Origin of the sequence: Paractinoplanes abujensis (genome assembly GCF_014204895.1) — a bacterium.
Lineage (GTDB): Bacteria > Actinomycetota > Actinomycetes > Mycobacteriales > Micromonosporaceae > Actinoplanes > Actinoplanes abujensis.
This window is the reverse complement of the sequence record NZ_JACHMF010000001.1, coordinates 4945028-4969396: the sequence shown is the minus strand read 5'-3', so window position 1 is coordinate 4969396 and position 24369 is coordinate 4945028. Positions and strand designations below refer to the sequence as shown.

Here is a 24369-nt window from a genome sequence, read left to right as displayed (position 1 = left end):
CGCCTGTCCGCCAGCGGCCCGCTCACCCACTGTCCGCTTTGTCCCATCGGGGGAGGTTGCTCCTGGGGGCTTGAGCCGGTCTGGTGGTGGGGGTTGGTGTGGCAGCTCGAGTGGGCCTGACGGTGGGACGTGGAGTGGCGGCTCGGGTTGGTTTGGCGGTGGGGCGCGGGGTGGCGGTTGGGGTCGTCCTGGCGGGACGGGGAGTGGTGGCTGTCGGCCTGGTGGTGGGGCATGAGGTGGCGGCTCGGGTTGGTTTGGCGGTGGGGTGCGGGGTGGCGGTTGGGGTCGTCCTGGCGGGACGGGGAGTGGTGGCTGTCGGCCTGGTGGTGGGGCATGAGGTGGCGGCTCGGGTCGGTTTGGCGGTGCGGCGCGGGGTGGCGGTTGGGGTCGTCCTGGCGGGACGGGGAGTGGTGGCTGTCGGCCTGGCGGTGGGACGCGAGGTGGCGGCTCGGGGCGGCCTGGTGGTGGGTCATACCGGTCGTCCGCGCCAGGTCAGGGCGCCGCGGTGGTGCAGGTGGAAGGAGCGGGTCACCAGCCAGGCGAACAGCGTGACCGAGGCCGGGTGGCCCAGCGCGTCGGGCCAGGCGCGGCCGCCCGTGGCCGCCGCTGACGCGAGCCGGCCCAGCACGCCCAGGCCGTAGGCGGTCAGGGCGACCCCGGCCCACGCGAACTGCCCGGTCGCGGCCAGGGCGACCGCGGCGAGCGGCGGGAGGACGTACAGGAAAAGGAGGAAGGCCACGACGGCGCTCGCGCCGGGCGCCGAGCCGAAGGACGCCCAGAGCGACTTGGTGTAGCCGGTGGTGAGTTCGGGCCACGAGTCGTACATGCGGCAGGTCGCCAGGGGGGAGCCGTCGGCCAGCGCGATCCGTCCGCCGGATCGTTTGACCGCGCGGGCCAGCGCGATGTCCTCAAGGATCTCGGTGCGCACTGCCGCGTGGCCGCCCGCCCGCCGGTAGGCCGCGGCGTCGATCACCAGCCATTGGCCGCCCGCCGCGGTCAGGGACGGGCGGAGGGAGCGTTCCATGGCCCGCAGCGGGAGGAACGTCAGCCATGACCATTGCAGCAGTGGCTGCACGAGACGGCCGGCGCCGGTGATCTTCGGGTAGGGCGAGAGCAGATCGGCCGCGATTTTGCGCATTTCCGACACGGCGGCGGCGATCGCGTCCGGTTGCAGCACGACGTCGGCGTCCACGTAGGACAGCACTGTGGCGCCGGCGGCGGCCCGGGCCAGCTGGTCGCAGGCGTGCGGCTTGCCCAGCCAGCCCGTGGGCAGGGGCTCGCCGGTGAGCAACTCGACCTTGTCGCCCGCGATCGACCGGACGACGTCGGCCGTCCCGTCGGTCGAGCCGTCGTCGAGCACGTAGATCTTGAGGTTTTCGACGCCGCGCTGGGCCAGCAGCGACTCGAGGCAGGGGCCCACCCGGGCGGCCTCATCGCGTACGGGAAGGAGGACCGCGACCCGCTCGGTGGTCGTTGCCGCACGGCGCGGGCGGCGCAGGAGCAGGGCGTTGGCGACGGTGTGCGCGGTCAGGGCGGCCCACGGCAGCAGGGCGAGCCACCTCATGATCGGTGCCGCAGGTGGGGCAGGAGCGGCAGGACGGCCGCGCCCATCAGCACGCCGCCCCAGACCGCCGAGGCGGGCAGGCCGAGGAACACCGCGTGGGCGAGCACTGAGGAAGCGTACGTCCAGATCCAGAGCACGATGATGGGCACGTCGCCGTCCGGGGCCACGGACGGCCCCGCCGGCGGAATGATCCTGCGGACCAGGTGATCAAGGGTGGTCATCAGGATGAGGGCGAAGCCCAGCCAGCCGAGGTAGTTGCTGATCGGGATGCCGGGCAGGCCGGGCAGCGCGGGGGTGGGGGAGACCCAGCGCCAGTAGCCCTCGGCCACCATCTGCGGGTCGAGGAAGATGTCCCAGGCGGCCAGGCCGAAGGCGGCCACGGCGACGCGGGCCCAGCGGGCCAGCGGCAGGCGTTGCGCGGCCAGCCAGGCCGGCCAGGCCATCCACGTCCAGGCCAGCGGGATGATCAGCGGGACGCCGAGCAGTTTCGGGCCGAGCTGGCCGGAGTAGTCGTACGTGCCGAACGGGAAGCCGGTGGCGACGCCGAGCGCCTCGACCGCGAACCCGCCCAGCGTGGCCGTGCCGACCAGAGCGAGGGCGGCACGGGGACCGCGGGTCAGGAAGGCGTGCGAGACGGACAGGACGTAGCCCAGCACGACCGTGGCCACGGTGAACGCGGCGCGCGTGTCGCCCGACGTGAGCGGGTAGCAGATCTGCGCGAGGATCAGAAGCCCGAGCAGGGTCCAGGGCGTGACTCTAGAGACCGACAATGCCCGGTGCATCCTCGGCCGGGCGCTCGGCGAGCGGCAGGTCACGGCCGAGGATCGCGAACGCGCGCTCGTCGCCGGGGAACAGGAACTGGCGCAGCACGTCGCTGAAGCCGAACCGGCGGTAGAGCCGCCAGGCCCGCGACTTCTGCTCGTCGGCCTCGGGGGTGGAGAGCAGCACGGTTTCGCCGTCGGCCATGGCCAGCAGGGCCCGCAGCTGCCGGGCGCCGACGCCGTGCCCCTGGGCCGCGGGCCGCACGTGCAGCTCGACGACCTCGAAGCAGTTGCTCAGCCAGCGCGGCCGCTCGTCCTCGGGCAGGCCGGCCCGCACCTGGTCGTGCCACCACTGGCCGGGACCGGAGGTGTAGCCGTAGCCGAAGCCGGCCAGCCGCCCGTCGGTGGTCAGCGTGGCGACCGCCCGGAAACCGGCCCGGCGCACGTGGGCGCCGATGTAGCCGCGGCGGGTCTGCAGCAGCTCCTGGCGATAGCCCATCGCCTCGCCGTAGACGCTCACCACATCGTCGAGCCGCCTCAGCAGATCGTCCGGCTGCCACGCCACGAGCCTCATCGTCGAGTCCGCCCCTCTGTTACCGCTCAGCCAACCAACCGAGCACTGCCCGGTCACCGCTGATCTCACGCACCGCGAACCGGGCGAAAAGCTCCTCGGCGTACCACCGATCGGCCGGTGTCCGCGCGATCACCGCCCGATGCTCCGGCTGACGGTACGCGAATCGGGCCAGGTCCGCCGCATTGCGCCACAGGCTGATAGTGCCCTGGAAGCCGATCGGGGCCTCGCCGATGCCGAGATGGGCCAGCAACCCCGGTGCTTGATCGACTTCGGCCGCCACCGCCGGGACGGCCCGATAAAACGTGATCATCTTGGTCGTCCGGAGCCGGGCCCGGGTCAGCGCCAGCACCATGCCGTCGTGGGCGACGTCCGATTTGTCGGGATGGAACGGTTCCTGGCCCGACCAGGCGCCGCGGCTGAGCAGCGGCTCCAGCTCTACCCGAGCCGACGCGATCGCCAGTCTGTCCCATTTGTCCACACGAACCGGGGCGTCGCTCACGATGAGGGCCGCATACCGGGTCAGATCGGCGTCCCGCGGCAGGAAGCCCCGCGAGGTCCCGACAAACTTCGCAAACCGCGTTCCCCGTACGCCGGGGAACGCGACACGGAACATCGCCGCCCCGATCCGCCGCCGCGGCACCCGCCAGACGTGCAAGGTGACCGGCATCAGGCCACGTCGGCCGGGGTGCCGCCGGTGACGCGGACCAGCTCGGCGTACGTGATCGGGAAGACCGCCTGCGGCACGCCGCCCGCCGCCCAGACGTCGCGATGCCGCTCCAGCGCCGTGTCGACCAGGGTCCGTACGGGCTTGGGGTGGCCCAGCGGCGCCACCCCGCCGATCGCCTGCCCGGTGTGCTCGCGGACGAACTCGGGCGTGGCCCGCTTGAGCCTGGTCACGCCCAGCGCCGCCGCGACCTTGGCCGTGTCGACCCGGTGGGCGCCCGACGTGAGCACCAGCAGCGGCTCCCCGTCGGCGTCGAAGATCAGCGAGTTGGCGATCTGGCCGACCTCGATGCACAGGGCCTCGGCGGCCGCGGCCGCGGTGTGCGCCGCCCCGTCCAGGATGATGACCAGCGACGGCGCGTCGTCGGCGGTACGCGCGCCCGCGGCGTCCAGGGCGTCCTGCACGGCCAGCACGTTGGGGTGTTCCCTCATGCACCCATTCTCACCACCCGAAACGTTCCCGGTGCAGGCGGGCCGGGGGTACGCCGACCGCGCGGGCGGCCCGGAACACCGACGCGGTCCAGGCGTCGGGCCCGCAGACGTACACGTCGTGGCCGGCGATGTCGGGCGACAGGACGCGCAGCGCCCCGGCGTCGTCGTGGTCCGCGTACTCGGCGGGCAGCCACGACCCGGCCTCGGCGCGCGGCCCGACCAGCGGCACCAGCCGCACCCCGCGGTGCTCGGCCAGCCACTCCAGCTCGCTCAGGAACGCCACTTCGTGCGGATGGCGTGTGCGGTAGACGAGGGTGGCCTGGCCCGGGGCGTACGGGAGGTCCCACAGCAACGCGAGCAGCGGCGTGATGCCGACCCCGCAGGCCAGCATGGTCACCGGGCCGCCCGCGTAGGTGGCCGCGGTCATCCGCCCGTACGGGCCCTCGATCAGCACCCGGGTGCCGGGCCGCAGCGCCGCCACCCGCGAACTGCCGTCGCCCACCACCTTGACGGTGATCCGCAACGCGTCGCTGCGCGGCGGTCCGGACAGCGAGAACGGGTTGCCGCGCAGCGCCCCACGGCCATCGAGGAAACGCCACACGAAGAACTGGCCCGCCCGTACGGGAAGCCGGTCGAGACGCCGCCCGCTCAGGTAGACCGACACCAGGCCGGGCGCCTCGGGGTCGACATGATCGACGGTGAGCCGGTGCCGCAGCGTGCGCCACACCGGCAGGCCGAGGCGGAACACGAGCACCGAGCCCGCGGCCACGACGTAGAGGCTCCACCAGTACGCGCGGGCCGGCGGCGACCGGAAGTCACTGCCCAGCAGCAGCATGTGCGGCAAGGCCAGCCCGACGCCCAGGTACGCGTACAGGTGCAGCAAATGCCACGATTCGTACCGCATCCGCCGGCGCACCAGCCGGACCGACGTGACCACGACCAGGATCAGCGCGACCAGCGCGGCCAGCGCCCGGAGCATCCCGGGCTCCTCGATCAGCCGCGGCCAGGGCTTCCTTTCCCCGTACGCGACCACGGCCAGCACGACGTGCGTCAGCAGCAGCTGGAACGAGGCGAAACCGGTCCATCGGTGCCAGCGGGCCAGCGTGTCCTGGCCGTACGCCCGTTCGATCCACGGGATGCGGGCCATCAGCACGACCTGGAGCAGCAGCAGGTCGGCCGACCACAGCGCGGCCAGCCGTCCCCATGCGGCCACGCCGCCGGGCGCGTCGTTCAGGCCCGCCGTCCACAGTGCCGTGACGACGAGCAGGGAGAGGGCCGCGGTCCGCACGAGCCGAGACCGTACGTTTCCGCAGGCCCGCGCGGCAGGGTTGTGTTGGCAACCCCTCGCTTTCGCGGTTTTCGGTTATTCCCGTACGCCGGTGGCCTCGGCGCTGGCCTCCCACAGGCGCGCGGCCAGGGCCGGGTCGTTCGCGTGCCGAGCGGGCGTCTTGACCTCGTGGCCGACGTAGTAGGCGCCGTCGGCCAGGTGGTCGTCGGTGGCCAGCCAGGTCAGCAGCGCGCCCGCCTTCTCGGGTGTGACCAGGAAGGGTGCGTACTTGTAGAAGAACCGGATCGCCTTGCCCGCCCCGAAGTTGGTGCGCACCACGCCCGGGTGGAACGAGACGCTGGTGATCTCGGGCCAGCGCCGGGCCGCCTCCGCCGCGAACAGGATGTTGGCCGCCTTGGCCGCGCCGTAGGCCGGGAAGGACTGGTAACGCCCCGGGTCGCCGGTGAGGTCGGCCGGATCGGGGGCGCCGCGCATGTGGGCCTGGGAGGACGTGCCGATCACGGTGCCGCCGGTCAGCCTGTCCCGCAGCAGATGCGTGAGCAGGAACGGGGCCAGGTGGTTGCTCTGGATGGTGGCCTCGAAGCCGTCCTTGGTGCGCCGGTAGTGCTCGACCATGCCGCCCGCGTTGTTGGCCAGCACGTCGATCCTCGGGTACGCCTCGAGCAGCTGGGCAGCCAGATCGCGGACCTGGTCGAGGTCCTCGAAGTCGGCCCGGAAGGTCCGCGCGTTCCCGGCCGCGCGGGCGGCCGCTTCCAGGCGCTCGGGCGTGCGGCCGACCAGGGCGACCTCGTGCCCGGCGGCGGCGAGTTGCTCGGCTGCGGCCAGGCCCACCCCGGAACTCGCGCCGGTGATCACGATGGTCCGGGGCATGCGGTCCTCCTTTTCTCTGACTAAGGTCAGAGATTGTGGATCAGATCGAACAGGTGCGGGACTTCAACCGCTACTACACGCAACGTCTCGGCGTCCTCACCGATCATTACCTGGGGCAGGGCCGGCCGCTCGGCGAGGCGCGCCTGCTGTTCGAGATCGGGGCCGGGGCCGGGGTCGGCCTGCGTGACCTGCGGGCCCGGCTGGGTCTCGACTCGGGCTACCTGAGCCGGCTGCTGCGCTCGCTCAGCAGTCAGGGCCTGGTGGCGGTCGGCCCGAGCCCCGCCGACGGCCGGGTGCGCATCGCCACCCTGACCGAGGCCGGGCGGCGCGAACGCGACGATCTGGAGGCGCGCTCGCGGGAGAGCGTGGCCGCACTGCTCGGGCCGCTCACCGACGCGCAGCGGGAGCAACTGGTGGAGGCGCAGGCGCGGATCCGGCGGCTGCTGCGCCTGGCCGCGGTGGTGATCACGCCGGTGGCCGATGACGATCCCGCGGCGCGCGCCTGCCTCACCTCGTACGGGAAGGAACTGGCCCTTCGCTTTCCCGAGGGTTACGACCCGGCCGCTCTGACCGCGCCGGGGACGCTCGGTTCCGGGACGATGCTGCTGGCCCGCGAGGAGGATGCGCCGGTCGGCTGTGGTTTGTGGATTCTGCTGGGCTCGTTCGCCGAGATCCGCCATCTCTGGGTGAGCCCGGCCGCCCGCGGCTGCGGGCTGGGCGCGCGGCTGCTGACCGGGCTCGAACGGGACGCGGCCGCCCACGGCGTCACCGTGCTGCGGCTGGGCACCCATCCCGCGCTGACCGAGGCGATCGCCCTGTACCGGCGCCACGGCTACCGCGAGATCGCGGCGTACGACTCCTCGCCGTACAACCAGCTCTCCTTCGAGAAAGAGCTAGTGCTTTAGACCGGTCCGAATCGGACGCGCATTCGCCGGCGCCGGCCCGGCCGGGCCGCCCGCCCAGCCGATCGACGCCCTGCGATGGGGGCGTACGAGACGGGCCGCTCACCGAGGCCGAGCCGCCGATCCGCACACGGGGCGCGGTGCTCGTCCGGGTGCGGGCGGCCTCGATCAACGCGCGGGACTGGCACCTGATGCGCGGCGACCCCTACCTGGCCCGGCTCACGATGATGGGTCCCCGGCGGCGGCCGAGCACGTACGGGCCAAGGTCGTCATCACAGTGTGAACTCTTCCGGCTGGGCTGACTCGCGCCGTCTTGCATTTTTGTCGTACGTCAGTGCTAGTCTTCTCCTTAGTTAGAACGGATGTTCGAAACGCTCGAACGTCCGGGCTGACACCGGGGGCCGTGTTTCGCGGCGCGGCTCCCACAGCGTGGCACCCGCGAAGTGCTGCGCATGAGGTTCCGGGCATTCGCGGGTCCGGGCCTTCAGACAAGGCAGGACCGTCGTCCGCTGCCCCCGACCCCCGGGTGGCGGGCGACGGACCCGCCGGCAGGTCCGGCCGGGTGTGGTGTGGGGAAGCTTCACACCCGGCCGGTCACCACCACGGGGCTGCTGCTCCTTCCTCCGCAGCGCCTCGGTTCGACCCGGCACGTCGGATGCGAGACACGCGAGGAGAGACACATGGCGAGCCACACGGCGCCAAGCCTTTTGCCGGCTCCCGACCTGGCCCATGCCGGCCGGGCCCATGCTGACTCGGCCCATGCCGGCCGGGCCTCAGCTTCGGCCTCGACACACCCGGCCTCGGCAGGCCCGGCCCCGGTCCCCCCGCGTCCGGCCACGCCAGGCGCGCCATCGCCCGGTTCCGCCGCCCCCGGCGCGCCCTACGCATACCCCGCGCTCCCCGGGCTGGCCACCCCCGGCGTGACGCCTGACGCGACCGCTTCGGCCCCGGCTCGCGCGGCGACGCCTCGCGCGGCTTCGGCCCGCACGGCCCTCATCGACCCGTCGGTCTTCACCAGCGCGCCGTCCTCCCGTCCGGCCCCCGAAGAACCTTCCGGCTCGGTCATGGCCCGCGCCTCCGGCTGGGTCGTGCCCCGCCAGGCTGCACCCGATCCGTCGTCGGCGCCCGCTCACCGAGAGCCCGCTGTTCCTGCCCCGGCCCTCAGCCACAGCGGGTCCTCCGTTTCTGCCTCGGCCCCTGGCCCCCGGGAGCCCTCCGGTCCGGCAGTGCCTCGCCAGGTGGCTGGGCCCGCGACGGCTGCGGCCGGCTCCGGGCTTTCGGCTGCGGCCGGTGGCGGAGTGTCTTCCCGGCGGGGCTCGTCCGGTGTGGATGTTTCCGGGCTGAGCGTGCCGGGGCTGGCGCACGCGCCCACGGCGGCGGCCCGGGCCGATGCCCCGACCGTGCCGGCTCACATGCTTCCGCAGCGCACGCCCGCGCAGCTGCTGGCCATCGCCCGCGACGGGCTGGCCGAGGCGGCGCGCACCCAGCCCGACGGCATTCGTTACGCGACGGCCCACCTGGCCGCCCTGCGCGCCGCGGCCGCCGTGCTCGCGGCCCGGGCCCGCCCCGCACCGGCCAGCCGCCGCAGCAAGGTGACCAGCGTCTGGTCGTTGCTGGTGCTGGTGGCGCCCGACTTCGGCGAATGGGCCAACTATTTCGCCCTCGGCGCCTCCAAACGTGCCGCGGCCGAAGCCGGCATCCCGCGCGTCGTGACCCCCCGCGAGGCCGACGACCTGTTGCGGGCCGCCGAACAGTTCGTGGCCGTGGTCGAGTCGTCGCTGGGCCTGACCTATCAGCCCCCGCTGGCCGCCTGACCCGCCGACCGTGGCCGCCTGACTCGCCGACCGTGGCCGCCTGACCCGCCGACCGTGGCCGGCTGGCCCTGACTGGCCGGCCGGGGCCGGCTGGCCGTGGCCGGCGGCCCTGACTGGCTGACCGTGGCTTGCTGGGACTGGTTGGCTGGGACTGGCTTGCTGGGACTGGTTGGTTGGCTGGCTGGCTGTAGCTGGCTGACTGGCTAGCCGTGGTCGGCTGATCTTGGTCGGGGCCGGGGCCGGGCCGGGCCGGGTGACCCTGGCCGCGGCCTTGACCCGGTCGTCTCTCGCCGTCGGCTTTCCCGGCCGGCGAGACGACGGCCCGTTGTACCCCGGACCCGTCCGGGCGGTTCTTCCCCGCTGCTCGGCGGCTTCCCGTCAGGAGGCCGCTGATCAGTCATGCCTGCTCGCCGGGTGGGCGTCAGTGACGGGGGGCAGGCAGGAAGAACAGGCAACAAGAGTGAGGCAACACATGGCGGGACGCATGATCAGCGGTGCGGCCGCCCTTGCTGAACTGGTGCGGGCGGCGGGTGAGACCGAGACGTCGGGCATCGACCGGACGTTGCCGGTCGCGCCCGAGTTGAGTGCGCTGCTGCCCGGGCACGGACTGCGCCGGGGCAGCACCGTCGCGGTGGCGGCAGGCCGGTCGGCCACCGCCGCGGGCGGGACGTCGCTGGTGCTGGCGTTGCTGGCCGAAGCCTCCCGTACGGGGTCGTGGTGTGCCGTGGTCGGCGTGCCCTCGCTGGGGGCGACCGCCGCCGCCGAGAGCGGCATCGCGCTCGACCGGCTCGCGCTGGTGCCCGACCCCGGGCCGGAGTGGCCCACCGTCGTGGCTGCGCTGATCGACGGCGTGGACGTCATCGTGCTGGCCGTCCCCGGCGGCGTCTCCGCCTCGATCGCTTCCCGCCTGGTGGCCCGGGCCCGCCAGCGGGGGAGTGTGCTGGTCCCGTACGGGGACTGGTCCGGCGCCGACGTGACCCTGAGCGTCCTCGAAGCCCGCTGGGAAGGCCTCGACGAGGGCCACGGCCGTCTGCGCCGCCGCGAGGTGCGGGTGCTGGCCCGCGGCCGCGGTGCGGCGGCCCGCCCCAAAGAGGTGACCATGTGGATGCCGGGCGTCACGATCCGCCGGCTGCCGTTGCCCCCGGCTCCCGCCCAGAACGATTCCACGATGGAGCGCCGGACCCGGCCGCACCTCACCGCCGTCCCCTCGCCAACCACCCCGAAGCCGTCCCCAGCCGCGAGCGCGGGTTATTCGCCCCAGTTGTCCCTGGTGCCGCCACCCGAACAGGACGAGCCGATGGGAGCCGGCGAGAAAGTCAGCGCCGGAGGGGAACGACGCGCTGGGGAAGGTGCCGGAGGGGAGCGGCGCGCTGGGGAGAGAACCGGAGGCGAGCAGCGCGTCGGGGAGGGTGCCGGAGGGGAGCGGCGCGCTGGGGAAGGTGCGGGCCGGGAAAGGCGTACTGGGGAGAGTGCGGGGCAGGAGAGGCGCCCCGGGGAGAACGTGGGAAAGCAGAGGCGCGCTGGAGAGTGGGCGAGGCAGGAGCCCGGCGTCGGAGAGAGAGCCGGGGAGGAAGCGGAGGCCGGCGGCGAAGCGGGTGTCGAGGCCGGCGGCGTGGGGGCCGGGGATCGGCGGGTGGTGGCTCTTCGGGCGAAGAAGAGCGAGCACCGAGTGACGGCTGTGATGTGACGTGGGGGGCAAGGAAGCGGGCAGCCGGGTGGTGGCGGGCACCGTCGGGGCTCGGACCATGCTGCTCTGGTGTCCGGACTGGCCGGTCATCGCGGCTGAGATCGTGCTGGGGGTGGCGGCCGCGGAACCGGTCATCGTGTTGCACGGTAATCGGGTGGTCGCCTGTTCGGAGGCGGCCCGGCGGGAGGGCGTACGGCGGGGGCTGCGGCGGCGGGAGGCGCAGAGCCGCTGCCCGCAGGTGGTGGCGGTCGAGCACGATCCGGGGCGGGATGCGCGTGCGTTCGAGCCGGTGGTCGCGGCCGTCGAGGAAGTCGCGGCGGGGGTCGAGGTGATCCGGCCGGGGGCGTGCGCGGTGGCCGCCCGCGGGCCGTCGCGTTACTTCGGCGGGGAGGAGGCGGCGGCCGAGCGGATCGTCGAGCAGGTCGCCGAGTCGTGTGAGGTGGAGAGCCAGGTCGGCATCGCCGAGGGGGTGTTCGCGGCGGGACTGGCGGCCCGCGCGGGCCGGGTTGTGCCGCCCGGCGAGACGGCCGCTTTCCTGCGGGGGCAGCCGATCGAGGCGATCGAACGACCCGAGCTGACCGACCTGCTCAAACGGCTGGGCCTCAAGACGCTGGGCGAGTTCGCGGCGCTGCCGCCGGGGGACGTGCTGACCCGGTTCGGCTTCGACGGGGCGTTGGCGCACCGGCTCGCGGCGGGGTTCGATCATCGGCCGTTGGCGGTGCGCCGGCCGCCGCCCGATCTGGAGGTCTCCGAGACGTACGACGAGCCGCTGGAACGGGTGGACGTGGCCGCCTTCGCGGGGCGCGCGCTGGCCGAGCGGCTGCACGACAAGCTGGCCGCGCACGGGCTGGCCTGCACCCGCCTGGGCATCGAGGCGGTCACCGCGAACGGTCAGGAGCTGCACCGGGTGTGGCGGCACGACGGCACGCTGACCTCGGCCGCGATCGCCGAACGGGTCCGCTGGCAGCTCGACGGCTGGCTCACCGGGGCCCGCCGTGGTGCGCCCGCCCGGCCGACCGCCGGTCTCGTCCGGCTGCGTCTGGTCCCCGACGGCGTGCTGGTCCATCTTGGACTGCAGCCCGGCCTGTGGGGTGACGCCGGGGCCGACCGGGAGCGGGCGCATCGCGCGTTCAGCCGGGTGCAGGGTCTGCTCGGCCCCGAGTCGGTGGTCACTCCCGTGCTGGGTGGTGGCCGCAACGCCGACGACCAGATCCGCCTGGTCCCGTGGGGCGACGAGCGTGAACCCCACCGGCCCGCGGCCCCGCACACCGACCCGATCCCCGGCATCAGGACCGTGCCGGTGCTGTCCCACCACATCCAGCCCGAGCTCGCCCTGCCCTCCCCGACGACCCCTTTTCCCGTACGGGATGAGTCTGCCCACGACGACGCGCGCCCTCGCCGGCCGGTGCTGGGGCTGGTGCCGGGCGGGCAGCCAACGCGAGCCCCGGCGGGCGAAATGCCGGAATGGGCCGCGGCGGAGGCGAAAGCAAAGGCAGAGGCGAAAGCCAAAGCAGGGACGAAAGCCGAAGCAGGGGCGAACGCGCAGGCGGAGGCGCAGGCAGGGGCGGAAGCGGAGGCGGCCCAGAGGTGGACGACCGCCGCGGAGGCGACACCGGGCCGGGGCCGGGCAAGCACCGGCAAGGCGCGGAAGAAGCAGCCCCAAGAGCCGCCGTGGCCGGGGAAACTGCCCAAACCCGCGCCGGCCATCGTCCCTGCGAGGGCGCTACCTGCAGTGGTGCTCGACGGCCACGGCGACCCGGTGGGGGTGAGCGCCCGGCTCGAGCTGACCGGCAGCCCCGCGGCGCTGATCGTCGAGCGGTCCCGTCCGGTGCCCATCACCGGCTGGGCCGGCCCCTGGCCGGTGGACGAGCGCTGGTGGGACGCGAACGAGGCCCGGCGGCGGGCCCGTTTTCAGGTGGTGCTCGAAGACGGGCGGGCGTTCCTGCTCAGCCTGTCCGGCGGGCACTGGGCCGTCGAGGCGATCTATGACTAGGGGTTTCCGTGGGCTTTCATAACCCCAAGATCTCGTGGGCCGACCTCGAGAAGACGCTGTCCTCCCACAAGGACGACAAGCACGTCGTCGATCCGCTGGCTGTCGACGGGGACGGTGGTGACTCGCCCGCGTGGTCGCGCAAGCGGCAGGCGTACGAGGCGCCGGCCCTGATCCGCCGGGAGAACCGCACCCCGTACGCGGAACTGCACTGCCACACGAACTTCAGCTTCCTCGACGGCGCCAGCCACCCCGAGGAGCTTGCCGAGGAGGCCGCCCGCCTGGGTCTGAACGGGCTGGCCGTGACCGACCACGACGGCTTCTACGGCGTGGTCCGGTTTTCGCAGGCCGCTCGTGAGCTGGGCCTGCCCACGATCTTCGGCGCGGAGCTCTCCCTCGATCTGACCAAGCCGCAGAACGGTGAGGCCGACCCGGAGGGCCGTCACCTGCTGGCCCTCGCGCACGGTCACGAGGGGTACGCGCGGCTGGCCACCACCCTGTCCCGCGGCCAGCTGGCGGGCGGGGAGAAGGGCAAGCCCGAGTACGGGGATCTGGAGGACATCGCGGCCAACCTGCGCGATCACGTGCTGATCCTCACCGGCTGCCGCAAGGGCACGGTGCCGCTCGCGCTGGCCACGGAGGGGGTGGAGGCCGCCGCGTACGAGCTGGACCGGCTGGTCTCCCTGTTCGGCCGGCCGAACGTGGCCGTCGAGCTGACCTCGCACGGCGACCCGTACGACGACGACCGCAACGACGTCCTGTTCGCGCTGGCCAAGAGCCGCCGCCTGGAGGTCGTGGCCACCAACAACGTGCACTACGCGACACCGGCCCGGCGCCGGCTGGCCACCGCCCTGGCCGCCGTGCGGGCGCGCCGTGGCCTCGACGAGATCGACGGCTGGCTGCCCGCGGCCGGTGCCGCCCATCTGCGCAGCGGCGACGAGATGGCCCGCCGGTTCGCCGCCTACCCGGGCGCGGTCGAGGCGGCCGCGATGTTCGGCGAGGGTCTGGCGTTCGACATCGACCTGGTCGCGCCGAGATTGCCCGATTTTCCGGTGCCGGCGAACCACACCGAGATGAGCTGGCTGCGCGAACTCACCATGCGCGGCGCCCTCGACCGCTACGGCCCGCCCGAGGCCCACCCCCGGGCGTACCGGCAGATCGAGTACGAGCTCCGGATGATCGAGGAGCTCAGGTTTCCCGGTTACTTCCTGGTCGTGTACGACATCGTCAAGTTCTGCCGGGACAACCGGATCTACGCCCAGGGCCGGGGCAGTGCGGCCAACTCGGCGGTCTGTTACGCGCTGCGCATCACCAATGTGGACGCCGTCGCGCACAACCTGCTGTTCGAGCGGTTCCTGGCCCCGGAGCGCGACGGCCCGCCCGACATCGACGTCGACATCGAGTCCGACCGGCGCGAGGAGGTCATCCAGCACGTCTACGAGCTGCACGGCCGCGAGCACACGGCCCAGGTCGCGAACGTCATCTCGTACCGGCCGCGCTCGGCGGTGCGCGACATGGCCAAGGCGTTCGGTTTCTCGCCGGGGCAGCAGGACGCGTGGAGCAAGCAGATCGACCGGTGGGGGAGCGCGGCCACGGTCGACGTGGAGGACATCCCGCCCCAGGTCGTCGAGTTCGCCAATCAGGTGCAGAACTTCCCGCGGCACCTGGGCATCCACTCCGGGGGCATGGTGATCTGCGACCGGCCGATCATCGAGGTGTGCCCGGTCGAGTGGGGGCGGATGCCGGGCCGCACGGTGCTGCAGTGGGACAAGGACGACTGCGCAGCGATCGAACTGGTCAAGTTCGATCTGCTGGGGCTGGGCATGCTGTCCGCGCTGCGGTACGCGTACGAAATGATCGAATCCGACCTGGACATCTCCACCATGGACCTGACCGATGCCGAGGTCTACGACATGCTCTGCCGGGCCGATTCGGTGGGCGTTTTCCAGGTGGAGAGCCGGGCCCAGATGGCCACCCTGCCCCGGCTCAAACCGCGCGAGTTCTACGACCTGGTGGTCGAGGTCGCGCTCATTCGCCCGGGCCCGATCCAGGGCGGCTCGGTGCATCCGTTCATCAGGCGCAAGAACGGTCTGGAAGAGGTCACCTATCCGCATCCGCTCATGCGCAACGCGCTCGAGAAGACGCTCGGGGTGCCGCTCTTCCAGGAGCAACTCATGCAGCTGGCGATCGACGTGGCCGGTTTCGACCCGGCCGAGGCGGATCAGCTGCGCCGGGCCATGGGCTCGAAAAGGTCGGTCGAGAAGATGGAGAAAATCAAGCGGCGCCTGTATGAGGGAATGGCCGCCAACGGCATCACCGGCCAGCTCGCCGACGACCTGTTCGTGAAGCTTTCCGCGTTCGCCAACTACGGCTTTCCGGAGAGCCATTCGATGAGTTTCGCCTATCTCGTCTACGCCAGCGCGTGGCTGAAGCGCTATCACCCGGCGGCCTTCTGCGCGGCACTGCTCAACGCGCAGCCGATGGGTTTCTACTCGCCGCAGTCGCTGGTCGACGACGCCCGCCGGCACGGGGTCGAGGTGCGCCGGCCCGACATCAACCTGAGCGATGCCCGGGCCACGCTGGAATCGACGCCGCAGACCCGCTGGGGGGCGCTGCCCGGTGAGCCGCCGCACGCGTGGGGGCTGGGCGGGCCGGCCGTGCGGCAGGGGCTGGGCAGCATCCGCTCGCTGGGCGAGGGCCTGGCCGAGCGCATCGAGCAGGAGCGGCGCGCCCACGGCCCGTACGGGGGAATGACCGATCTGGCCCGGCGGACGGGATGCTCCACCGCGCACCTGGAAGCCCTCGCGACCGCCGACGCCTTCGCCGGTTTCGGCCTGACCCGGCGGGAGGCGCTGTGGGCCGCCGGGGCCGCCGCGCAGGACCGGCCCGACCGTCTGCCCGGCACGGTGACCGGCACCGACGCGCCGATGCTGCCCGGCCTGAGCGCGGTCGACGAACTCGTGGCCGACGTGTGGGCCACCGGGCTGTCCCCCGACTCGCACCCGGCCCAGTTCATCCGGGCCGACCTCGACCAGGCGGGCGCGATCCCGATCAACCGGCTGGGCCGGGTCGAGGCGGGCACCCGCATCCGGGTCGGCGGGATCGTCACGCACCGGCAGCGGCCGGCGACCGCGGGCGGGGTCACGTTCATCAACCTCGAGGACGAGACCGGGATGCTCAACGTGACCTGCTCGCCGGGGCTGTGGCAGCGCTACCGGCGGGTGGCCCGCACCAGCACGGCCCTGATCGTGCGGGGCCGGCTGGAGAAGGTCGCCGAGGGCAGTGTGCTCAACCTGGTGGCCGATCGGCTGGAGGCGCTCACCCCGCCGGTGGCGCCGGGCTCCCGGGACTTCCGCTGATTCGACTTGCCCGATTTTGTACCTTTAGCGACATGCTTCCTGTCGTCCTCGCCGCAGCCGCCGTCACCGCTGTCCTCGGCCCGCTTCCCGACCCCAAACCCACGTACGGGGGTCACCCGCGCCCGCAGCCGCAGGAGGAGCTCACGCTGAGCTACGTCGCGGGCGCAGGCTCCGCCATGTCGGTCAAGCTCACCTGCGACCCGCTCGGCGGCGGCCACCCCGACCCCGCCGAGGCCTGCGCGGCCCTCGCCGGGGTGGACGGCGACCCGGGCCGGATCAAGCGCGCCGGCACCGCGTGCATCCTGCTCTACAAGCCGGTCACGGCCGAGCTCACCGGCACATGGGAGGGGCGCCCGGTGAGCTGGAAGCAGCGGTTCGGCAACGCCTGCGAGATGCGCCGCGCCACGGGAGTGCTGTTCCGGTTCTGACCGGCCGTTACGCTGCCCGTGTGGAAATCGCATCGGCGCGGACAGCGCGCCCGCTCGTCTCCGCCCGCACCGCCGCCGTCTGGGCCGTGCTGCGGCGCGAGCTGGACCGGCACGCCGGCCGCGAGCTGACAGTGCTCGATGTCGGCGGGGGCACCGGCGGGTTCGCCGTGCCGCTGGCCGAGGCCGGGCACACCGTCACCGTCGTCGACGCCAGCCCCGACGCCCTGGCCGCGCTGACCCGCCGCGCCGCCGATGCCGGGGTCGCCGACCGGGTCCGGGCCGTGCAGGGCGACGGCGACGCGCTGGCCGGCCTGGTCGAGCCGGCGAGCGCCGACCTGATCCTGTGCCACGCCGTGCTCGAGGTCGTCGACGACCCGGCCGGCGTGGTCGCCGCCATCGCCGCCGCGTTGCGTCCCGGGGGAGCGGCCAGCGTGCTGGTGGCGAGCCGGGCCGCGGCCATCCTGGGCCGGGCGATCAACGGGCATCTGCGGGCGGCCGCGGCGGTCGCGGCCGACGCCGAGGGCCGGGCCGGCACGCGCGACACCCTGCGCCGGCGCTACGACGCGGAGAGCGCGGCCGCCCTGCTCGGCGCGGCCGGGCTGACCGTCGAGCAGACCCACGGCGTACGGGTCCTGGCCGATCTTCTCCCGGCGGCCGTCGTCGAGGAGGACCCGCAGGCGCTGCTCGACCTCGAAATCGAGTTGTCGTCCCGGCCACCGTTCCGCGACATCGCCTCCCAGCTGCACCTGTTCGCCCGCAAGCCGTGACGTTTTCCGGTCGCGGCCGCGCGGGCGGCGTGATCGGATAGCGGCTGTGACCACCGAGCCGCTCGTGGTGCCCGCCGACCACCTGCCCGACGCCGCGCTCGAGCCGGTGCGACCCGCGTACGGGTCGCACAGCCTGGCCGACGTGCTGCCGAGCGCGTGTGCCGTGCTCGGGGTGCCCGGCGCCCCCGACGTGCTGGGGCTGCGTGACCGTCTCGACGGCGTGACCCGCATCGGCGTGTTGCTGGTCGACGGTCTGGGCGCGCACCAGATCCCGGTGCTCTCCCCGTACGCCCCGACGGTCGCCGACCTGGCCACGTCGGGGCGCACGCTGACCGCCGGCTTCCCCTCGACCACCCCGACCAGCCTGGTCACCGTGGGCACGGGGGTGCCACCCGGCGTGCACGGCATCCTAGGCTTCACCGTGCGGCGGCCCGACGGCCGCACGGTCAACCACGTGCACTGGAAACACGACCCCGACCCGGCGGCCTGGCAGCCGGAGCCGACCCGCTTCGCCACCGCCGCTGCCGCCGGGGTGGCCGCGACCGCCGTCGTCCGGCCGGAGTTCGAGGGCAGTGGCCTGACCGTCTCGGCCTACGGCGGCGCCCGCTTCGTCGGCCAGAACGACCTGGCGGCCGACATGATCGCCGCGTTGTCCGCCGCCTCCGGGCCGGCGCTGGTCTACGGCTACCACCCCGACCTGGACAAGAAGGGCCACGAGGACGGCGTCGACTCCCCCTCGTGGCGTGCGGCCGCCCGCGGCGTGGAGGCCCTGATCGACCGGATCGTGCACGCGCTGCCACCCCGGGCGGCCCTGCTCGTGATCGCCGACCACGGCCAGCTCAACGTGCCCGCCGACGCCCGTTTCGACATGGCCGACATCCCGGACCTCAGGGCCGGCGTGGCCGGGGTCGCGGGCGAGCCGCGGGTCCGCTACCTCTACACCGAGCCCGGGGCCCTCGACGACGTGGTGGCCGGCTGGCGCGGTGTCTTCGGCGACCAGGCGTGGGTGCTGCCCCGCGAGGAGGCGATCGACGGCGGCTGGTTCGGTCCGGTGCCGCCCGGTCACCGCGACCGCATCGGCGAGATCGTGGTCATCTGCCAGGGCCGCACGATCGCCGTGGCCGGCGGCTGGGAACCGCCCCCGGTGGGCCGGCTGATCGCCTACCACGCCTCGGTGACCGCGGCCGAGATGCAGATCCCGCTGTTGATCGCCCGCTGATCCGCGATCTTGTCAGGGGGTCGGGCTAGCCTGCTGACGTGGGACGCAGCCAGGCGGTGCCGAAGGGCCGTGACCCGCGGTTCGGGCCGCAGGCCGACGACGCGGGCTGCACGATCCTGCACGTCGACATGGATGCCTTTTTCGCCTCGGTGGCCGTCCGCGCGCGCCCCGAGCTGCGGGGCAAGCCGGTGATCGTCGGCGGGGTCGGCCCGCGGGGCGTGGTCAGCTCGGCCAGTTACGAGGCCCGCCGATTCGGGGTGCGCAGCGCCATGCCGACGGCCCGGGCCCGTGCCCTCTGCCCCCGCGGCATCTTCCTGCCCGTCGACGGCCCGGCCATCGGCGAGGCGTCCGAGGCGGTTATGGCGATCTTCCGCGATGTCACCCCCCTGGTCGAGCCGCTCTCCTCCGACGAGGCCTTTCTCGACGTGGCGGGCGCCCAGCGGCTGCTCGGCCGGCCCGTCGAGATCGCCCGGCTGATCCGCCGCCGCATGCAGCAGGAGCAGCGGCTGACCTGCTCGGTCGGGGTCGCGCCGACCAAGTTCGTGGCCAAGCTGGGCTCCACCCGGGCCAAGCCCGACGGCCTGATCGTCGTGCCGGCCGGGCTGGTGCTCGACTTTCTGCACCCGCTGCCGGTCGACGCGCTGTGGGGCGTGGGGGAGCGCGCGGCCGAGACCCTGCGCCGGCTCGGCCTGACCACGGTCGGCGAGATCGCGCACGCCCCGGCCGGCCTGCTGCGCGGCGCCCTGGGCGAGGCCGCCGCCGCCCACCTGCACGAGCTCTCGCGGGGGCGTGATCCCCGCCGGGTCAGCCCCGATCGGGAGGAGAAGTCGATCGGGGCCGAGATGACCTTCGACGTCGACGTGGCCGACCCCGAGGTGCTGCGCAAGAGCATGCTCGCGCTGGCCGACAAGGTCGGGGCCCGGGTGCGGGCGAGCGGCTTCGTGGGCCGCACGGTGGCGATCAAGGTGCGCCTGGCCGACTTCCGGACGGTCAACCGCTCCCGCACGATGCCCACGAGCACCGATGTGTCGCGTGAGATCTTTGAGATCTCCTGGTCGTTGTTCACGGCTCTGGGGGCGAGCGACCACATTCGCCTCGTCGGCGTCCGGCTCGAGGGCCTGACCCCCGCCGCCACCACGTCGCGGCAGCTCAGCCTCGGTGAACCGGAGCACGGCTGGCGCGAGGCGGAAGCGGCCAAGGATGCAGTAATCGCCCGTTTCGGTCGAGCCAGCGTCGGTCCGGCCAGTCTTTTGGGACGAAGCGATCTACGAAGAACCGAAAATCACCCGCACTCGACGGTCGTCCCGCTTTCCGACCCGCCAACCCCCTCGTAGACTTGCTCGGTAAGGCAGCCGACGGCTGTCCCGCGCCACTTACCTTAGTGACACCCCGACCCCGCCTGGGGGGTTGGATTTGCGCCCGGGGAGGAATGCCGTGCCGCTCTCGGAGCACGAGCAGCGGCTGTTCGATCAGATCGAGCGGTCGCTTGCCGAGGATCCTAAGTTCGCCTCGGCTGTGCGGGCCAGCGACCCGCGTTTTCACGCACGGCGCCGGCTGCTGGTCGCCGCGTTCGTCATCGTCCTTGGCCTAGCGCTGGTCGTCTATGGCACGGTCAGCAGCAACACGCCGCTGGGCGTGGCGGGCTTCGTGGTCATGCTGGGTTCCGCCGCTTTCGCGATGCAGTCCCGCCGCAAGAGCTCGGCCCCGACCGACCTGCACGCCGTGGGCGGCACCGCCACGCGGCGCACCCGCCAGACCCGCAAGGCCGGTTTCATCGACCGGCTGGAGGACCGCTGGCGCCAGCGCCCCGAGGGTCATCGCTGACGGTCCCGCAGACCCGCGGCTGACGGTGACGGCAGCCGCGGATCTCGGTACAACCAAGCCCGGCCGGTCCGGGAGACCACCGAAGATGGCGGCCATGCGGGCCGCCATCGGTCTTTCCCGCGCCCACCGTGCCGCGCCGCACTGACCCCGCGCCAACCCGCCTGCGCCGACCGCGTCGCTCCGGCCGCGTCGAGCTTCCGCCCACCGCTGCGCCGACCCCGTTGCCCAGGCCGCGCCGACCGGTTGCCCCCGCTGCGCGGACCGGTTGCCCCCGCTGCGCGGACCCGGTTGCCCAGACCGCGTCAAGTAATCGGCCGTCGCGCGTCGAACCGGCACGGACTCCGGACACAGCAAAGCGCCGCCCCCGCCCGGGGAGCGGCGCTTTGCTGTGCGGTTGTCGGCGGTGCCGGTTGGGGCGGCCGTGTGGTGTCAGCGGCTCCGGTGGGGGAGCAGCCGGCGCGGGCTGAACTTGACCAGCACGTCCCGCACCCGTCCGGACGCGCCGACCAGCCGGGCCGACCCCTCGGCGATCCCGAGGCGCCAGCGCATCAGCACCGACGGCGGCAGCAGCACCGCCGTGACGCGGGTGCGGCGGGTGGCCGACCGGGCCAGACCCTTGCGCACCTGGGTCAGCGCCGTGGTCAGCTCGCCACCCTGCAGCGGTGTGCGAGCGTACCGGGCCCGTTCCTCCGCCGACCCGAGCAGCGTCGCCGCGGAGGCGGACTCCTCGAGCAGCACCGCGTCCTTCACCAGCCGCTGGGCGGTGACCCGAGGCGTCTCGGTGAGGTCGATGGGGATCCGGAAGTCGACCATCGTGTCCATCAGTTCGTCCCAGGCCGCGTGCGCGTCGGCCCGCGCCTTCGTGGTCTCGGAGGTCACCACGATGTCGGACGGGCCGCCCAGCGTCGTGACCTTCGGTTCCTTGGGCACGGTGGCCGCGTGCCGATGCCGTCGCACCAGCACCCGCCGCAACGCGGGCACCAGCAGCAATGCCAGGAGCAGGGCGGCCAGGGCGATGATCAGCACGGAGGTGGTGGAGATGCCGCCGGAGGTGCCGTCGTCGATCGGGCCGACCGCGCCCGGGTCGTTGAGGTCGGCCCGGTCGGGCCGTTCGACCCGGCCCGCCGCGGACGGGTCCGCGCCCGGCGCCGCCTGCGACTCCGCCGCCGTCGGGGCCTGCGTGGGCAGGTCGACGTCGGGCGCGTAGTCCGAGCGGGCCGCGCCGGTCACGCTCGCCGCCGGGGTGGCGTCGAACGGGATCCAGCCGAAGCCGCGCAGGTAGACCTCGGTCCACGCGTGGGCGTTGCGGTTGGTGATCTTGTAGGTGCCGTCCTCTTCGCGCTCGCCGCGGGTGAAGCCGAACGCCACCCGGGCCGGGATCCCGGCCTCGCGGGCCATCCAGGCCAGCGCCGCCGCGTACTGCTGGCAGTAGCCGACCTTGGTGTTGAGGAACGCCGCGATCTCGGAGCTGGCCCCGACGGGCTGCGTCGACAGCCGGTAGCTGAAGCCGTTCTTGGACGAGAAGTGCTCGTAGAGTGCCAGCACCTTGTCGTACTCGGTGCGCTTGTTCGCGGTCAGCCGGTCGACCAGGGCGGTGACCGCGGCGTCGTCCGGGTGGGCCGTGTTGAGCCGCACGATCGGGTCGTCCGGGTTCAGCGGCTCGGCCTGCCGCAGCTGGGCGGCGGTGGGCCGGGCCCGTACGTAGTCGAACGTGTACGTCAGCCCCTTGGTGGACCGGCGGTTGGAGAAGACGACCTGCTGGTTGTCGTCGAAGTTCCAGCCGCTCTGCAGCCCGTCGACCCCCACCGTGTTCTGGTAGATCGGCAGCATGCCCTGCTGGAGGTCGTCGGTGACCTGCACCTCGGCCCGGTGCTCGGTGAAGTTGCTGGTCGCCGTCGAGGTGCGCGGGTCGGGCAGGCCCTGGGTGACGCTCTCGCCGTTGGGTGTGCGGCTGCCGAACCCGTTGGTGGTGAGCTGGTCGGCCACCCCGAACCGCAGGTAGTAGGGCGTCTGCTCGTCGGTCTTGAGCCGCACCAGGTCGACCACCTCGGTCCTGGTCAGCTCGCCGGCCAGCGAGGCGAACAGGTTGATCCGCCCGCCGGTGCCGTTGCCCGTGCCGACGCCCACCCCGGAGCCGGTCTGGGTCAGCCGCGACAGCAGCCCGCCGTTGATCGTGGGGACGAGCAGCGGCAGCAGGACGGCCGCGATCACGCCGATGAGCCCGAGCCGGCGCCCGGCCGCGGCCAGCGGCGACGGCTCCCACACGTCGACGTCGCGCCCGTCGCCGGTGAAGCGGCGGCCGAACCGGCGTACGCGGTCGATGTTGTCGCTGACCAGCAGCCACAGGAAGCCGAAGGCCCCGATGATGAACGGCAGCACCGGCACGCTGTCGACGTAGACCGCGACCGGCACCGAGTAGATCGCCAGCATCGGCAGGCCGGCCAGGGCGGGCCGGCGCGCGATCACGGTCAGCAGGTCGACCGCGATGGCGACCGAGCCGATGCCGAGCACGGTGACGAACAGCAGCCCGTCCCGGTCGGGCACGGGCACCCCGTACGACCGGGTGTCCTGCCCGGCCTGGGTGAACAGGTCGGCGAAGTGGCCGAACGTGCTCGGCGTGGGGATCAGGAACTCTTCGCCGCTGGGGAACAGCCAGGTCAGGGTCAGCAGCAGCACCATGATCATGCTGAGCGCCTGGGCCCACGAGGGGAACCGCAGCGTCCGGGCGCCGACCGCGGCCCCGGCGATCAGGCCCACCGTGAGCAAGCACTGCATCAGCCACGTGTAGCTGTCGAAGATCGAGACGATGGGCGCGGCCGCGAGCAGGGTGGCCCCCGCCGCGACGAGCCCGAGCCGTCGCCGGCCGCTCATCGGATCACCCCGCCCACGGTCTCGGCCATCGCCGCCCGCCACGCGAAGCCGCTGGAGCCGCGTGCGGCGGCCGGCCACAGCGCGGGCAGCGTCGACCCGTGCACGACCGGCACCGAACGCCAGCCGCTGTGCACCAGAGCCAGCGCGGCCGCCGAGTGCTCACGGTCGGATTCCGAACGTTCCCCGGGCGACATGGTGACCCAGGTCGAGCTGTCGATGGCGAAGCCGATGCAGGTGGCGCCGTTGCCGCGCAGCCCGGCCAGGAGCTCGGCCTCGGGCACGGTGAGGGCGCCGAAGATGCCGATCACCAGGCCGCCGTCGGAGCGGCGGCGCACCTGCTCGACGAGCACCGAGATGTCGCCGTTCTGGGCCGGCTTCACGTCGGCCAGGGTGTCCAGGATGACGCCCTCGCCGGTGGCTTCGGCCGCGTCGATGTCGATGCCGGAACCGGTGACCAGCCGCAGCTTGTAGCCCTGCTGACGCAGGTGCATGGCGACGCTGGCGGCGGCCGAGACGGCCCACTCGAAGCTGGCCGTCGGGCCCTCGCCGCGGTGGGCGTAGACCCGGGTGTCGAGCACGACCGTGGCCCGGCTCTCCCAGGGCTGCTCCTCGCGGCGCACCATCAGCTCGCCCGTACGGGCGGTGGACCGCCAGTGCACCCGCCGCAGGTCGTCGCCGCGGCGGTACTCCCGGGTGGCGGCGTCGTCCTCGCCGTGCACGGCCACCGACCGGGCGCGGCTGTCGCCGGTGCCGGCGTATTCGCCCGCGAGCCGGACCGGGGGCAGCGTGAACACCTGGGGGATGACGGTGAGCTTGTCGACGCTGGGGAACGAGCGGGTCAGCTCGCACAGCCCGAACGGGTCGGTCAGCCGGATCACCAGCGGGCCGATCGGGTAGCGGCCCCGCACGTCGGCCCGCACCGTGTACGCCACGCTGCTGGCCTGGTGCGAGCCGAGCCGCTCCAGCACGACCCGGGGCCGGCTGCCCAGCGCGTACGGCAGCCTGTCCTCCAGGAGCAGGGTGCCGGTGGGCAGGCGGGACATGTTCTGCAGGCGCAGGATCACCCGCGCGCTCGAGCCGACCGGCGCGCGGCCCGGGTCGAGCGAGCGGGTGCAGGCCAGCTTGTACCGGCTGCGGCCCACGTACGCCGCGGCCAGCAGCGGCAGGGCAGCGAGCAGAACCGCCACCCGCAGCAGGTCGCGCTCGCCGAGAATGATCGCGGAGATGCCGGCCGCCGCGGCCGCCGCGAGGAACGAGCGACCGCGGGTGGTCAGCCCTCGCAAGGCCTCCCGCATG

The 24369-nt window shown here is 73.3% G+C and carries 19 protein-coding genes and 1 pseudogene; 10 read left to right on the top strand and 10 right to left on the bottom strand.

What is annotated here, in order from left to right; genetic code table 11:
- Positions 1-469: 469 nt before the first annotated feature.
- The 7 genes from BKA14_RS22365 to BKA14_RS22335 all read right to left on the bottom strand — a co-directional run bounded on the left by BKA14_RS22365 (position 470) and on the right by BKA14_RS22335 (position 6212).
- Positions 470-1564, bottom strand: coding sequence for a glycosyltransferase family 2 protein (locus BKA14_RS22365; RefSeq protein ID WP_184952845.1), 1095 nt, complete (start codon positions 1562-1564; stop codon positions 470-472).
- A complete protein-coding gene (locus BKA14_RS22360; RefSeq protein ID WP_184952844.1) occupies positions 1561-2346 on the bottom strand; it encodes a carotenoid biosynthesis protein in 786 nt (261 codons plus the stop codon). Before BKA14_RS22360 ends, BKA14_RS22365 begins: the two co-directional genes overlap by 4 nt.
- The gene (locus BKA14_RS22355; protein WP_184952843.1) at positions 2321-2899 is read right to left on the bottom strand and encodes a GNAT family N-acetyltransferase; all 579 of its coding nucleotides are present in this window, start codon (positions 2897-2899) and stop codon (positions 2321-2323) included. The genes BKA14_RS22360 and BKA14_RS22355 overlap by 26 nt, the downstream gene beginning before the upstream one ends.
- Positions 2900-2918: 19 nt before the next feature.
- Positions 2919-3512 (bottom strand): hypothetical protein, encoded by a 594-nt coding sequence (locus BKA14_RS22350; protein WP_438861948.1) that lies wholly within the window; start codon positions 3510-3512, stop codon positions 2919-2921.
- Between the two features lie 53 nt (positions 3513-3565).
- Complete coding sequence (locus BKA14_RS22345; RefSeq protein WP_184952841.1) at positions 3566-4054, bottom strand: YbaK/EbsC family protein; 489 nt, start codon at positions 4052-4054, stop codon at positions 3566-3568.
- A gap of 10 nt (positions 4055-4064) precedes the next feature.
- Positions 4065-5342 carry a ferredoxin reductase family protein gene (locus tag BKA14_RS22340; RefSeq protein WP_184952840.1) on the bottom strand — a complete coding sequence of 426 codons (1278 nt, stop codon included), beginning with the start codon at positions 5340-5342 and terminating at the stop codon, positions 4065-4067.
- 75 nt (positions 5343-5417) lie between these two features.
- On the bottom strand, positions 5418-6212 hold the full coding sequence (locus BKA14_RS22335; protein ID WP_184952839.1) for an SDR family NAD(P)-dependent oxidoreductase: 795 nt from the start codon (positions 6210-6212) through the stop codon (positions 5418-5420).
- 35 nt (positions 6213-6247) lie between these two features.
- Here BKA14_RS22335 and BKA14_RS22330 point away from each other — a divergent pair, with 35 nt between their 5' ends.
- Positions 6248-7117: a helix-turn-helix domain-containing GNAT family N-acetyltransferase gene (locus BKA14_RS22330; protein WP_184952838.1), complete on the top strand. Its 870-nt coding sequence runs from the start codon at positions 6248-6250 to the stop codon at positions 7115-7117.
- Between the two features lie 877 nt (positions 7118-7994).
- Here the strand turns inward: BKA14_RS22330 and BKA14_RS22325 are convergent.
- Positions 7995-8180, bottom strand: a complete 186-nt coding sequence (locus BKA14_RS22325) for a hypothetical protein (RefSeq protein WP_184952837.1) — start codon at positions 8178-8180, stop codon at positions 7995-7997.
- A 346-nt stretch (positions 8181-8526) separates the two neighbouring features.
- Between BKA14_RS22325 and BKA14_RS22320 the strand changes: the two genes are divergently transcribed.
- The 9 genes and pseudogenes from BKA14_RS22320 (at position 8527) to BKA14_RS22280 (ending at position 20202) form a co-directional block, all read left to right on the top strand.
- Positions 8527-8928, top strand: coding sequence for an SAV_6107 family HEPN domain-containing protein (locus BKA14_RS22320; RefSeq protein ID WP_184956888.1), 402 nt, complete (start codon positions 8527-8529; stop codon positions 8926-8928).
- Positions 8929-9400: 472 nt separating this feature from the next.
- Positions 9401-10162 (top strand): annotated as a pseudogene (imuA', locus tag BKA14_RS22315) (DnaE2-dependent mutagenesis accessory factor ImuA'); the annotation flags it as partial.
- Between the two features lie 511 nt (positions 10163-10673).
- The gene (locus BKA14_RS22310; protein WP_184956887.1) at positions 10674-12608 is read left to right on the top strand and encodes a DNA polymerase Y family protein; all 1935 of its coding nucleotides are present in this window, start codon (positions 10674-10676) and stop codon (positions 12606-12608) included.
- Positions 12609-12616: 8 nt separating this feature from the next.
- Entirely contained in the window at positions 12617-15964 is a 3348-nt protein-coding gene (locus BKA14_RS22305) for an error-prone DNA polymerase (RefSeq protein ID WP_184952836.1), read from the top strand.
- A gap of 32 nt (positions 15965-15996) precedes the next feature.
- Entirely contained in the window at positions 15997-16392 is a 396-nt protein-coding gene (locus BKA14_RS22300; RefSeq protein ID WP_184952835.1) for an SSI family serine proteinase inhibitor, read from the top strand.
- A 20-nt stretch (positions 16393-16412) separates the two neighbouring features.
- Positions 16413-17159 carry a methyltransferase domain-containing protein gene (locus tag BKA14_RS22295; protein ID WP_239092767.1) on the top strand — a complete coding sequence of 249 codons (747 nt, stop codon included), beginning with the start codon at positions 16413-16415 and terminating at the stop codon, positions 17157-17159.
- A 64-nt stretch (positions 17160-17223) separates the two neighbouring features.
- Positions 17224-18378, top strand: a complete 1155-nt coding sequence (locus tag BKA14_RS22290; protein ID WP_438861947.1) for an alkaline phosphatase family protein — start codon at positions 17224-17226, stop codon at positions 18376-18378.
- Between the two features lie 38 nt (positions 18379-18416).
- The gene (dinB, locus tag BKA14_RS22285) at positions 18417-19712 is read left to right on the top strand and encodes a DNA polymerase IV (protein ID WP_184952833.1); all 1296 of its coding nucleotides are present in this window, start codon (positions 18417-18419) and stop codon (positions 19710-19712) included.
- A gap of 100 nt (positions 19713-19812) precedes the next feature.
- Positions 19813-20202, top strand: a complete 390-nt coding sequence (locus tag BKA14_RS22280) for an SCO2097 family morphological protein (protein ID WP_184952832.1) — start codon at positions 19813-19815, stop codon at positions 20200-20202.
- Between the two features lie 429 nt (positions 20203-20631).
- Here BKA14_RS22280 and BKA14_RS22275 read toward each other — a convergent pair whose 3' ends face one another.
- Both BKA14_RS22275 and BKA14_RS22270 read right to left on the bottom strand, forming a co-directional pair.
- A complete protein-coding gene (locus BKA14_RS22275; RefSeq protein ID WP_184952831.1) occupies positions 20632-23073 on the bottom strand; it encodes a transglutaminaseTgpA domain-containing protein in 2442 nt (813 codons plus the stop codon).
- The gene (locus tag BKA14_RS22270; protein WP_184952830.1) at positions 23070-24368 is read right to left on the bottom strand and encodes a DUF58 domain-containing protein; all 1299 of its coding nucleotides are present in this window, start codon (positions 24366-24368) and stop codon (positions 23070-23072) included. The genes BKA14_RS22275 and BKA14_RS22270 overlap by 4 nt, the downstream gene beginning before the upstream one ends.
- Between the last annotated feature and the right edge of the window lies 1 nt (position 24369).